A 12522-nucleotide genomic window follows, 5' to 3' on the forward strand; every position below is an offset into this window, starting at 1 on the left:
TATGGATCACTGCCAGCGTGTGTTTGCGATCGCACTGACTAATTTAGTAAAATTATTCATTAAAAGGAAAGCTAAATAATGTTCAAAAAACTTTTAGAGGTAGTCGGGGAGAGGTTTACCAAGGTATCTCCCTTAGAATGGGAACCAGACTTTATCATCATCGGCGTTCAGAAAGGGGGTACCAGTTCCCTTTACACTTACCTAACTCATCATCCCCAAGTAGCTGAGGCTCGTCAAAAAGAAGTACATTTTTTTGACTTAAATTTTGAGAAAGGAATAAAATGGTATAGATCGCAATTTCCCAGTATCGGCGACGGAACCCAAAGACTAAACTGTGAAGCCAGCCCTTATTACATCTTTCACCCCTGCGTTCCCCAACGGGTGTACGATGTATTTCCCCAAGTTAAGCTGATATTATTACTGAGGAACCCAGTAGACCGAGCAATTTCTCACTACTACCATGAAGTCAGACTAGGATTTGAAACTCTATCACTAGAAGAGGCGATCGCAGCCGAACCCATCCGACTCGAAGGCGAAATCGAAAAATTAATCGCCAGCGAAACCTACTATAGTTACAATCACCAACACCACACCTATTTATCACGCGGCATCTACGTAAATCAACTACCAATGTGGATGAAACTCTTTCCCAAAGAACAAATTTTAATCCTCAAAAGTGAAGACTTATATACAGATCCCGCCGCCACTTTCAACACCACCCTAGAATTTTTAAACTTACCTCCTCACCAATTAGAAAACTACGAAAAACATAACAGCGGCGAGTACCCCCCCGTCAGCGAAGAATTATATCAACAATTGAAAGACTATTTTCGACCTCATAACCAAAGATTAGCAGAATATTTAGGCAAAGATTTCGGCTGGGATTGAAGATTTTGCTAATGGCTAATGGCTAATGGCTAATTGCTAATTATTGTCATTGCGAACGAAGTGAAGCAATCTCCCTGAGACTAAAGAGATTGCTTCGCTCCGCTCGCAATGACATTGTTGATTTTTGTCCAGCTACTTAACAATTAAAATGGTGGCAAATCTGGGTCTTCCCAATCATCTAAATCAGGCGAAATTTCAATAACTCGATCCTTCGCATCTGATACAGCATCATTAACTTCCAACTCAGGCGGTAACTCGATAACATTCCGCTCTAATTCCCCCGTAAAATCTGCCTCACCCGCAAGATTAACCGCTTCCCCGCCAAACATATTCGCCAGTCGCTCAACCGCCTTCGCCACCGCCTCCGCATCAGCACGAATTGCCACCGCCTGCGCGTTACTTTGACTACCTTGTTGTTGTTTCCACCCCTGCTCTGAAGAGTCTATTTGTTGCACCGACTCCGAAATATGTGATTCTATTTTTGCAGGTAAAATCTGTTGAATTTCATTACTAGAAGTATTGCTAATTTTGCCAACATCGCCCTCCGGGAGTGACTCTTTGATAATCCCAGTATTACTTTCCGTACCTGCTAATGCTAATCTGACCGCCACCTGACAATTGAAGACTTTATGAAAAGCACTTTCAATCTGTGGAATTCTATCTTTAGCTGCCTTTAATAATGGCTGTGTAGTTAGCCAAATAATTGCTATTTCACCATCAAAAGAAGCAAGAGATGCGTGTTCGCGCAGCAGTGCTTGAGTCAAAGGTTGATGAATTTCACCTAGTATCCGTTGCCAAACTTCCTCATTTTTAAGTTCTTCCCCCATTGGTGGATTGGAAGGTAGAGGGGATGGGGAAGGTGGGGAAGATGGGGGGGACGGGGAAGATGGGGGAGATGGAGGGGATGGGGAAGATGGGGAAGATGGGGAAGATTTAACTTCTTCATTTCGCCCATTTCCCCCATTCCCCCTCACCTCTGCTCCCCCGCTCCCCCGCTCCCCCGCTCCCTCGCTCCCCCGCTCAACAGCTCCTTGCGGCTGAGCTTTTAATGCCGAAGGTAACAATCCTAACAGCGTCATTTCTAACCATAAACGGGGCTGAGTAGTATTCTTAATTTGCACTTCACTACTTTGTAAGTGCTTCTGACTAGCTAATATCATCTCAACGTCCCAACCCTTAGAAAAATCACAAAGTTTTTCCCAAGTTTGCTGAGTCAAAGCTACTAAATTGTAACGTTTAGGAGCAGTTTTAGCTATTAAAAAATCCCTGTAAAAACCCGCAAGATTTTGAAGCACTAACAGCGGTTCTCGACCGCGATCCATTAAGTGACGCACGCAGTCTATAACTGTTTCAGTTGTATCTGATGCAATTGCTTCTAACAGTGCCATCAGATCGTTTTCAGGTACAGCACCGACTAAATCCCAGACTTTTTCTACTGTGACTTCCCCTGCAAGTAGGCTCAATTGATCGAGTAAACTTTCAGCATCTCTGAGTCCGCCTTGGGCGATTTGAGCTACCATTTGGACGGCATCAGGAGCAATATTAATGTTTTCTTTCTGGGCAATTTCTCGCAGATGATTTGTCATTGCTACTACGGGGATTCTGCGGAAATCAAATCTTTGACAACGGGAGATAATAGTTGGTAATACTCTTTGAGCGTCAGTTGTGGCTAAGACAAATACTACGCGATCGGGTGGTTCTTCTAACGTTTTTAATAGAGAGTTGAATGCTGACACGCTGAGCATATGGCACTCATCAATAACATAAACTTTGTAGCGACATTGTACAGGTGCAAATTGTGCTCTTTCTATTAAATCCCGAATGCTATCTACACCCGTATTACTAGCAGCATCAATTTCGATCACGTCCAACGTTCTACCTTCAACAATTCCTTGACAAACATCGCATTTTCCGCAGGGCGTTGCTGTGGGGACATTGCCGGCAAGACAATTGAGAGATTTGGCTAAAATCCGGGCGCTGGAGGTTTTACCCGTCCCTCTGGGCCCCGTAAACAAATAAGCTGGGGCGATGCGGTCTTGGCGGATGGCGTTGCTTAGGGTTTGTGCGATCGCTTCTTGACCAACGAGATCGGCGAAGGTCTGAGGGCGATATTTGTGGTGTAGGGGTTCGTAAGTCACAACGCAGTAAAAATGCTCAATTAGAAATTAAAAATCAAAATTAAAATTGTTCTCAAATTTAAGCTATACTAATGTTTTACTATAAACTATGATAATGAGAATGACAAGTTTTTTCACCGTTTGAATTATAATAGATTATAGATTTTTTACCATTCCTGTCATCGGGTGCAGCTACGGGACAGAATAGGCCGGAAGTTTTCTGGCAGTTGAAGATCGAGTATGGATTACTGGGTGTGACTGCTTCCAGTTGTAGAAAAATGTCAATTTTGGTAGCAGTAGCACCCCAAGCCGTAATCAGGGGAATTCTAGAAATACAGTGTCAAATTCTACCCTTTACAGCCTATGTCAACCCAAATCATCCTTGTAGAACCAAGGTTGGCAGCAGCCTCTCCTAAGCCGATTCCGGTTAAATCAGGGAAGTTTCCTTCAGAGCAAATCTGGATGGGAGCATCAGGGTTACTGTTTTTACTGCTCGTAGCTTTAGCAGTGCTTGCCAAAATGAAAATAGACGATTTGACTAAGAAGCTCAAGTTTGAGGAATTTAGAAATCGGGAGATCCAGAAAAAATACAAAATGGCTCTCGAAACAGTCGGAAAAATGGAAAAAAATCCCGACTTAATCCACTCGCGAGATTTTAACTTAGATTACTTAAGAATGCGGATGGCAGAAGAGGTATTCCATTTTGGCATTGTTAATCAAATTAAGGTCAAAGTAAAAGATAAAATTAGCGTTGCTCTGCGTCCAACTCAAGGCTCGGCAGGAGAGAAAGTCGGGAATGCTGGCACGGGTAGACAAGTAGATTCTCAGTTTGATGTGGAATATGAGACGGGTGAGCCCAGAGGTGAAGTTAAAAAACGAGTGCTTTTCCGCATTCAAATTAAGCTGATGAAATTGCCGACTCAAGCAACTTCTCAAACGATTAATCAAATTATTGACTGTCTGGAAACTTATCTGAGCCCCTCAGACGATCATGACAATTGGCAACCCACAATTCAAGGTCGGATTGTCCATATTGAATGGGATCAAAAGGCAAAGCCTACTCCGCTGCTGGTATTGGAACAATCAAATGAAGGAGTAAATGTTACTTTTCGGACTACGAGAACGCCTGGGGGTAGGATTAGCGAGGTGGAAGAAAAGCAATTATCTGCTGCTAAGGGAGGAGCTAAGGGAGGAACTAAGGGGGGAACCAAGGGAGGAGCTAAGGCTGCCAAAGCTGGTAATAAGCGCCCAGGCGGTAGGAAATGAGTTTTTTTATCTGCTGATAGGGGTTGTTGTGAGGGCCGCAGTTTGCAGGCGGCCATCTTCCATGTGGATAATGCGATCGGCAACATCTAAAATTCGATTGTCGTGGGTAACGAGCAAGATGGTAGATTGTTGTTCTTTAGCTAAACGCTGCATAATTTCTACTACATCTCTACCTGATTTACTGTCTAAAGCTGCTGTCGGTTCGTCTGCTAATACTAATTTGGGGTGGCTGACTAAAGCTCGCGCGATCGCAACTCTCTGTTTTTGTCCCCCGGAAAGATTGTCGGGATAATAATCTATTCTATCTCCTAACCCTACATCCTCAAGCATTTTTACAACTCTAGCATTGACTTCCTGGTTAGAAATATAGTCGTGTAGCTCCATCGACATTTGTACATTTTGCCGCGCTGTTAAGCATTTGAGCAAATTATGAGCTTGGAAAATATAGCCAATATTACGTCGAATTTTTATTAATTCGTTTTTCTTTCCTCCTCGCACTTCTTGACCGATTATTTTCAGGCTGCCTTCTTGCACTGAACGCAAAGCTCCAATCAAAGTTAATAGAGTTGTTTTCCCAGAGCCAGAGGGCCCCGTCATAATCACAATTTCTCCAGGGTAAATCTCTAAGTTAATATCAAATAATGTCTGTTTTTGGAGTCCCCCTTCCCCAAAGTAATGATTGAGATTTTCAATGGCAATTACAGGTAAATCATTCATGGCTAATGGCTAATGGCTAATTGCTAATGGCTAATTGCTAATTGCTAATTGCTAATTGCTAATTGGGGAAAAATTCTCTCCCTCTCCGAGTTGTAGGGTGGGCGCTCGCCGCAAACAACCTTGTAATTTATAGCGATAGATAGTTAGCGGCGAGCGCCCACCTTACCTTTAATTACTACTTCGTTACACCCAACCTATAGTTAACAGTTAACTGTTAACAGTTAACTGTTAACAATTAAAAAATATCAGCGGGATCGGCAGCACTAAGTTTTCGGACTGCCACTGCACCTGAAGCACAACACATTACAAATGTCAATATCAAAACAGTAATAGCTTTCGCCACTGTCATGTACATTGGCAAACTTGTAGCCGTTCTACCTAAATTATAAAGAACAGTAGAAATAGCAAATCCTGGCAAATAACCAATGATTGCCAAAATCATAGCTTCTTGAAACACCACACCCAAAAAGTAGATATCCTTATATCCCATAGCCTTGAGCGTAGCGTACTCTGGCAAGTGATCCGAGACATCAGTATAAAGAATTTGATAAACAATCACGATCCCAACTATAAATCCCATCCCTGCTCCCAAAGTGAAAATAAATCCAATTGCTGTACTTTCCTCCCAATATTTTCGCTCAAGCTCGACAAATTCTTCTTTTGATGTAATCCTCACGTCATTAGGCAAACTCTTCCTCATTTCACTAACAACTTTCTGAACATCAGTTCCCGGCTTTAAGTGAACAATTCCTATATCAATTATTCCTTTTACCCGTTTTCTGAAAATTCTCAAAAAGTTTAAATCGCTAGTAACTATATTTCCATCCGCACCGAAGGAAGCACCTAAAGTAAATAAATCCCCCACTTTGATCCGGCGATCGTCTATTTCTGTTTCTACAATCTTTCCGGCTTTAAAATAATCTTTAATAGGACCAAACTCAGGTCGCGAAGCATCATCAAATAAAATTACATCTGAAATTTTGATTTTATCTTGGTTCTCGATAACACTAGGCAAATCAATTACGTGATGGGACGGATCGAAGCCAATTACCATAATTGAGCGAGTATTACGTTTTTGGGGGTCAGGATTTTTCCAGAGCCCAAAGCCGATATATAATGGGCTAACTGATTCTACACCTTCAAAAGCAAGAGCTTGATACAAACGCCTTTGAGGAAAGCTTTTCATTGCGATCAAAGCTGTAGACTGGGGACTTGTCAAAAAAATGTCGCCGTCTAATTTAGAATGAAAAGTGATGGCACTTTCAAATAGCGCATCCCTAAATCCAAACTGCATAAACATTAGTAAATCGGCAAAGCCAATCCCAGCTATTGCTACTAATAAACGGGTTTTCTCTCGTGTTAGCTGCAACCAAGGTAGAGGAATTTTTAGAAGCATATTTTTTAGTGTTTAAATAGAGATTTTCACTTCAACCTGTAAGTTAGTTAGGTTAGTAACTTTCTCACTGGCATCTGGATCGAGGCGAATTTTGACTTCAACAACTCTAGCATCTGTATCGGCTGCGGGGTCAGTATTAAGGACATCTTTTTTGCCGATTTGTTTGCCAATTAAATCGACTGTTCCCTCTAATGTTCCTTTCAAAGCACCACTGGTAATAATGGTTCGCTGACCTCGACGAATTAGACCGATATCCGTTTCATAAACCTCAGCGATTACATACATTTGATTGGTGCGGCCGAGGTCAACGATGCCATTTTCAATAGAAATGCGTTCTCCTTGTCTGGTGTTGATTTTTAATATTTGACCGTCTGTGGGGGCTTTTACAGAGCTTAAATCAAACTCTGCTTGGGCTTTTTCTTTGGCCGCGATCGCGCGTTCGACTGCGGCAGAAGCCGCTTGCACGTCTTCGGGTCGAACTTCTGCAATTTTATCGAGGGTAGCTTCCGCTTGATTAATCTGTGCAGGGCCAGTTTCTAGTATTTGGTTGAGTTCAGCTTTTGCTTGGTTAACGTCTTGAGCTAATGTTTCTAGAGTTTGGTTTAATTCAGCTTTTGCTTGGTTAACTTGCGCTCTACCAGTTTCTAGTGTTTGCGTCAAATTTGCCTGGCTTTCCTTAATTTGTTGTTGCAGCGTTTGCACGGTTTTGTCAAGGTTAGCTTTGGCTTCTTTAATTCTCTCAACTCCTGTTTCTACTGTTAAGCGTTTGCTATCGTAAGCGGAAGCTGAAATCGCTCCAGTTTGATATAGTTCTAAATTGCGTTCGTCTTCTGCGGTTGCATTTCTTAATTCCGCTTCTAAGCGGTCAATTGTGGCATTGCGAGCCGCAATTTCTCCTCGCAATTGAGCTTGAAGGTTGGCAAGTTTTGCTTGTTCTACCTGAGTTTGCCTTTGCAGTTGAGCCTGAAGTCGGGCAAGATTAGCCTGGGCTACTTCTGTTTGCCTTTGGAGTTGAGCTTCTAAACGAGCAACTTTGGCTTGTTGAGCTTCGGTTTCTCTTTGAAATTGAGCTTCTAAACGAGTAATTTCTGCTTGTTGAGCCGAGATTTCTCCAGTTTTGGCTCCGGCTTTAATTTTAGCTAATTCTGCTAGTTGGAATTTAACTTCTTTTTCTGCTTCTTCTAATGCTGCTCTGAGCCGATCGCGACTATCTAAAATCGCAATTACTTGCCCTTCCCGCACGCGATCGCCTTCTTCCACTCGCAGTTGATCTATTTTCGACCCCTCCGACAGAGATGGGGCTGCTACTTTAATCACTTCCCCCTTCGGAGACAGCCGCCCTAAAGCTGTGACAGTTTTCGCCGCTACTGGGGTGGGGACACTAGCGGGTACAGCGGCGGTGGAGGCTGAAGGTTCTGACTTTCTCAGTTTAGACGCTTGCCAGAAACCTAGTAGCGCGATCGCAATGGCAGCCGCGATCGCTAACAAGACAGTCCACCGTCCCGCAGGCTTTGAGAATGTTTTATCTTTCGGCCATGACTCCTTTCCCATAATCTTAAATTAAGACATACTTTCTTAGTGGGTGGCGGACTTATTTAATTGTAAATGACAGCGCTCTTTATCCCGTTAGTTATTTGAAATTTGCAGGAATGTGGATTGATTTATCAAGGCTCAGAGTGCATATTTAGAGCCGATGTCTATTGATAGATTTACGGACATCTCCTTTGGTTTTTATGGTAAAATTTACGTAGGATTGCTTAGAGCCACCTTGAAATCCTCAGTAAAAACCGCATCAAATAGTACAGTTCTCATGTAGCGATCCGCCCATTCTGACCCAAAAGCTTTTTCAAGTACCCGCCGGGTTTTGTCGTTCTGTTGCTGTTGGGTGCAATAATAGGTTTGAGCAGCCGCGATTTCGGCTTGTTTCTCAGTAGATACCGGTTTTGAGGCGATCGCCAGTTGACAGTTTATTTCTACGTAGGACTCCACCATCGACAAAAACTGAGCTTCTTCTTCCACCGAACTCGGTCGCACAAATAGGCAAAATTCTGAGAAAATATCGCCCCAGTCTGGTACTTGGCGGTACTCAGAAAAATTGTTCTTGGGCAATGTACTTAGGGCGCTGCGGTAGCTCTCCGGTAAACTACGGTCAGCACTTAGAGGTGAGAGATCCGCGATCGCAGCACTAATGACTCCCCGCCCCGCCACTATATCCGTACCAAACATCGGTAAAGCATAGTTCGATCTAGGGAACATCACGCAGTGCAAAATATCCAGGTTTGACCCCACCTTCGCCAATTCCAAGTGAATCTTACGGAACTGGGGGGTTTGGAAACACTTATTTTCAATAATCAGTTTTTCTCCCTCCAGGCGACCTTCCACATAGCCCAGCTCAGCAGGTAGATAGTATGGTTCTAGGTCTAGATAGCGTTTCCAGACTGATTCCATCCGGTCTGCTAGCTGACGGATCAAAGAGTGTTGTTCTCTCCGTAGAGAAGATGGTGATGTTTCTAACATTGCTAAACAACTCCAATAAAATTTTATTTTGTGCTAGTGCAGTCTGGCTCCCAGGCTTGTATATTTGAGCATATCAGGAAATCCGTGCGAAAATTAACCAAAAATCTCCACTTTCAATGGCATTTTACCCTTAGTCCTCGGCACTTTGTATCTTTCTGAGACGATCGAGTTTTATTAAAAGTGCGATCTTCTTTTTATTCTTTGCCTAAATCTACTTACGTAACGCCGCCCTCTGGGCGGTGATTCTACCGCCCAGAGGGCGGCGTTACATTTATCAAAAAAATAAAATTGTCTTAACCGACGAAAGCGGTTACTATACCTTAGAATTTTAACCGCAGATCGATGTTAATTTAAAGAAAGCTTATAGGAGAAAAGTATGTTTGGTTTAGGATTGCCCGAATTAGGAATTGTCGCCTTTGTTGCTCTCTTAATATTCGGCCCCAAAAAACTCCCCGAATTAGGAAGCGCGATCGGCAAAACCTTACGAGATTTCAAAGAAGGAATTCTCCCCCCTGAAACAGAACCCGCCGACTCGGAAGAAGGAGAAAAGAGGGGCTAGGGGCTAGGGACTAGGGGCTAGGGAAGAGGGGGAAAAGAGGGGCTTACGATGCTCCGATGCTCCTATGCTCAGGAAGAAGAGAAAAGAGGAGCTAGGGGCTAAGAGGAAAGGGGAAAAGAAGGGCTAGAGACTGGGGGAAGAAAGGTCTAAAAGTTAGTAATTAAGAATTAAGCTTTTTAAGACGAAAAGAAGAAGTAATCTCCATCTCACCTCTTCCCTAATTCCCTAGCCCCTCTTTTCTACCTCTTCCCTAGCCCCTAGCCCCTAGCCCCTAGCCCCTAGCCCCTCTTTTCTATCAGCCTTGATTCACAACTGTTGCCTTCAAGCCTTCTTGAGCTTGTAACTGACTAGAAATAGCGGGAGAAACCCCCAGATCCTTAATCGGATTTCGAGCCTCAATCAAACTCAGAGCACCGCTAACACTCTCAGGCAAAATCACGACCAAACTCCCCGGCGGCGCATTATCCAAAGCCTTATTTACCGCTGTAGTTTCATCTAAAATTGACTCATATTCAACTTTAGATTTCCCATTTTCTTGCGAGTTTAGCGCCTCTCTAATTCCCTGGGAAATTAACTCTGCCGCCGAACCCGCAGGCCGTCCTCGCCGATCGGCATCCTCCTTAACAATAATCCTGTCAAAAATCTTGGCTGAAAGCTTACCGAGAGTAATAAAATCCTCATCTCGCCTATCTCCAGGGCCACCCACCACACCGATATGGAATCCCGGCCAATTCCGTACAAAACTCCCCAAAGCCTCATAACTATGAGCATTGTGAGCATAATCCACCAAAGCGTGATAAGTTCCCAAATTAAACAAATTCATCCGCCCCGGAGTTTGACCAGCAGAAGCTTGGAAGGTAGACAAAGCTGCCCGAATATGCTCAATCTTCACCCCTTGGGCGAAAGCCGCCAAACAAGCAGCTAAAGCATTGGCAATCATAAACGGTGCGCGGCCGCCCATAGTTAAAGGTACGTTTACCGCTTGTTCAATTCTCAGCGTCCAATCTCCCTTTAAAATCGACAAATAGCCGTGTTCGTAAACCGCCGCTAAGCCGCCCGCAGCAGTATGTTTTGCTACCAACTCGCTGTCAGGGTTCATGGAGAAATAAGCTACTTGTGCCTTCACGCGCTGGGCCATTTTTGCCACCAAAGGGTCATCGGCATTGAGGACTGCACAGCCATTAGGCATCACGGACTCCGCCACTACACTTTTAAGGGTGGCTAATTGCTCTACAGTATCGATGTCACCAATGCCCAAATGGTCGGCGGCGACATTCAAAACTACGCCCACATCGCAGTGTTCAAAGCCCAAACCGGAACGCAAAATGCCGCCCCGTGCGGTTTCTAGGACTGCGACTTCTACTGTCGGGTCAGAGAGAATTAAATGAGCGCTTTGGGGCCCGGTATTGTCTCCCGATTCCACGAGATATTCACCGATGTAGGTTCCGTCTGTAGTCGTGTAGCCAACTGTTTGACCAGTTTGTTTAACAATGTGAGCCAATAGGCGAGTTGTGGTGGTTTTGCCATTAGTGCCGGTTACGGCTAAAATTGGCACTCGGCTGGGCTGAAACTGGGGAAATAGCATATCCAGTACCGCGCCGGCGACATTGCGGGGTAAACCTTGGCTGGGTGCAACGTGCATTCTGAACCCAGGGGCGGCGTTGACTTCCACGATTACGCCGTTTACCGATCGCAACGGTTGGGAAATATCCGCAGTGACAATATCGATCCCGGCAATATCCAAGCCAATAATCTTGGCTACCCTGGAACACAGCCAGAGATTTTCTGGGTGAATCTCATCAGTGCGATCGACGGCAATACCGCCGGTACTGAGGTTGGCTGTTGCCCGTAAAAATACTCTCTGACCTAGTGGTGGCACCGATTCCATCGTGTATCCTTGCTTATTGAGCAAGTCTAAGGCGAGTTTATCGATGGTAATCCGGGTGAGTACGTTGTCGTGTCCATCGCCCCGTTGGGGGTCGCGGTTGACTGCTTCGATTAGGGCTTCGATGGTAGATTTCCCATCTCCAACTACGTTTGCGGGTACTCGTTCGGCCACGGCGACGACTTGACCGTTAACTACTAATACTCGGTGGTCGCGACCGGTATAAAAGCGTTCAACAATTATGCTTTTGCTTTTGGAAGCGGCGCTGGCTAGGTCGTAGGCTTCCTCTGCTTCTTCCCAAGAGTTGATATCGATAGTGATCCCGCGTCCGTGATTGCCATCTAGGGGTTTAATGACTATGGGATAGCCGCCGACATCAGCGATCGCATCTTGTAATTCGTCTAAATAGTTAATCACCGTACCTTTGGGAACGGGAACTCCTGCGTCGCGGAGAACTTTTTTCGTACCTTCTTTATCGCAAGCCAATTCTACGCCCAAAATGCAGGTGCGATCGCTCAGAGTTGCCTGTACCCGTTTTTGGTGAATCCCGTAACCTAGTTGAATCATAAACCTGGCACTCAACTGCATCCAGGGAATGCCGCGAGTTTCAGCTTCTTTAACAATAGTTTCCGTCGAAGGGCCTAGAGCTGCGGCGGCAGCAAATTCTTGAAGGTCTTTGATATCTTGAGCTAACTCTTCTTGCGGATAAGTCCCGGTATTAACAATACTTTGGCACAGCCGCACGCCTGCTCTGGCAGCGTAACGCCCTGCTTGTTCGTTTTGATACTCAATTACTACTTGATATGTACCAGGAGTTGAAGTCTCGCGGGTGCGGCCGAATCCCATCGGCATTCCTGCCAATTGCTGAAGTTCTAAGGCTACGTGCTCAACAATGTGCCCCATCATCGTGCCTTCTCGGACGCGCTGCAAAAATCCGCCTCGGCAGCCAGGGGAACAGTAGTGTTCGATCAAACTGGGTAGGACGCTGGTTAATCCCTCGTAGAAGCCGGGAATTTGAGCTGAAGTTTTATCTGCCAAATCTTCTAGTTCTAGACGCATGACGACCAGCTTGTGCCGTCTAATGCTCCAGTAGTTGGGGCCGCGTAAGGTCTGGATTTTTTGTATTTTCATGGCAGTCTTAGAGGATTGTGGGTCGCAGGTGTCGGAGAAGCATTGC

At 44.7% G+C, this 12522-nt stretch carries 9 protein-coding genes; 3 read left to right on the forward strand and 6 right to left on the reverse strand.

Annotation, left to right across the window (positions count from 1 at the left end):
- The first annotated feature begins 78 nt into the window (after positions 1–78).
- Positions 79–888: a sulfotransferase domain-containing protein gene (locus OSCIL6407_RS0117705; protein ID WP_007356482.1), complete on the forward strand. Its 810-nt coding sequence runs from the start codon at positions 79–81 to the stop codon at positions 886–888.
- Positions 889–1031: 143 nt separating this feature from the next.
- Here OSCIL6407_RS0117705 and OSCIL6407_RS0117710 read toward each other — a convergent pair whose 3' ends face one another.
- A complete protein-coding gene (locus tag OSCIL6407_RS0117710; RefSeq protein WP_007356481.1) occupies positions 1032–3026 on the reverse strand; it encodes a DNA polymerase III subunit gamma/tau in 1995 nt (664 codons plus the stop codon).
- Positions 3027–3368: 342 nt separating this feature from the next.
- Here OSCIL6407_RS0117710 and OSCIL6407_RS0117715 point away from each other — a divergent pair, with 342 nt between their 5' ends.
- The gene (locus OSCIL6407_RS0117715; protein ID WP_007356480.1) at positions 3369–4271 is read left to right on the forward strand and encodes a hypothetical protein; all 903 of its coding nucleotides are present in this window, start codon (positions 3369–3371) and stop codon (positions 4269–4271) included.
- 6 nt (positions 4272–4277) lie between these two features.
- Here the strand turns inward: OSCIL6407_RS0117715 and OSCIL6407_RS0117720 are convergent, their stop codons facing one another.
- The 4 genes from OSCIL6407_RS0117720 to OSCIL6407_RS0117735 all read right to left on the reverse strand — a co-directional run bounded on the left by OSCIL6407_RS0117720 (position 4278) and on the right by OSCIL6407_RS0117735 (position 8901).
- On the reverse strand, positions 4278–4988 hold the full coding sequence (locus tag OSCIL6407_RS0117720) for a DevA family ABC transporter ATP-binding protein (RefSeq protein WP_007356479.1): 711 nt from the start codon (positions 4986–4988) through the stop codon (positions 4278–4280).
- Positions 4989–5223: 235 nt separating this feature from the next.
- Complete coding sequence (devC, locus tag OSCIL6407_RS0117725) at positions 5224–6384, reverse strand: ABC transporter permease DevC (protein ID WP_007356478.1); 1161 nt, start codon at positions 6382–6384, stop codon at positions 5224–5226.
- A gap of 12 nt (positions 6385–6396) precedes the next feature.
- Positions 6397–7935, reverse strand: coding sequence for an efflux RND transporter periplasmic adaptor subunit (locus OSCIL6407_RS0117730; RefSeq protein ID WP_007356477.1), 1539 nt, complete (start codon positions 7933–7935; stop codon positions 6397–6399).
- Positions 7936–8127: 192 nt separating this feature from the next.
- Positions 8128–8901, reverse strand: a complete 774-nt coding sequence (locus OSCIL6407_RS0117735) for a phycocyanobilin:ferredoxin oxidoreductase (protein ID WP_007356475.1) — start codon at positions 8899–8901, stop codon at positions 8128–8130.
- Positions 8902–9277: 376 nt separating this feature from the next.
- Here OSCIL6407_RS0117735 and tatA point away from each other — a divergent pair, with 376 nt between their 5' ends.
- Positions 9278–9460 carry a twin-arginine translocase TatA/TatE family subunit gene (gene tatA, locus OSCIL6407_RS0117740; RefSeq protein ID WP_007356474.1) on the forward strand — a complete coding sequence of 61 codons (183 nt, stop codon included), beginning with the start codon at positions 9278–9280 and terminating at the stop codon, positions 9458–9460.
- Between the two features lie 295 nt (positions 9461–9755).
- Here the strand turns inward: tatA and cphA are convergent, their stop codons facing one another.
- A complete protein-coding gene (gene cphA / locus OSCIL6407_RS0117745) occupies positions 9756–12476 on the reverse strand; it encodes a cyanophycin synthetase (RefSeq protein ID WP_007353380.1) in 2721 nt (906 codons plus the stop codon).
- Positions 12477–12522: the final 46 nt, after the last annotated feature.

The organism is Kamptonema formosum PCC 6407, from assembly GCF_000332155.1.
GTDB lineage: Bacteria > Cyanobacteriota > Cyanobacteriia > Cyanobacteriales > Microcoleaceae > Kamptonema > Kamptonema formosum.

Coding starts and splice junctions, on each gene's coding strand:
- devC (WP_007356478.1), bottom strand. CDS start 6,384: ATGCTTCTAAAAATTCCTCTACCTTGGTTGCAGCTAACACGAGAGAAA.
- OSCIL6407_RS0117705 (WP_007356482.1), top strand. CDS start 79: ATGTTCAAAAAACTTTTAGAGGTAGTCGGGGAGAGGTTTACCAAGGTA.
- OSCIL6407_RS0117735 (WP_007356475.1), bottom strand. CDS start 8,901: ATGTTAGAAACATCACCATCTTCTCTACGGAGAGAACAACACTCTTTG.
- tatA (WP_007356474.1), top strand. CDS start 9,278: ATGTTTGGTTTAGGATTGCCCGAATTAGGAATTGTCGCCTTTGTTGCT.
- OSCIL6407_RS0117720 (WP_007356479.1), bottom strand. CDS start 4,988: ATGAATGATTTACCTGTAATTGCCATTGAAAATCTCAATCATTACTTT.
- OSCIL6407_RS0117715 (WP_007356480.1), top strand. CDS start 3,369: ATGTCAACCCAAATCATCCTTGTAGAACCAAGGTTGGCAGCAGCCTCT.
- OSCIL6407_RS0117730 (WP_007356477.1), bottom strand. CDS start 7,935: ATGGGAAAGGAGTCATGGCCGAAAGATAAAACATTCTCAAAGCCTGCG.
- cphA (WP_007353380.1), bottom strand. CDS start 12,476: ATGAAAATACAAAAAATCCAGACCTTACGCGGCCCCAACTACTGGAGC.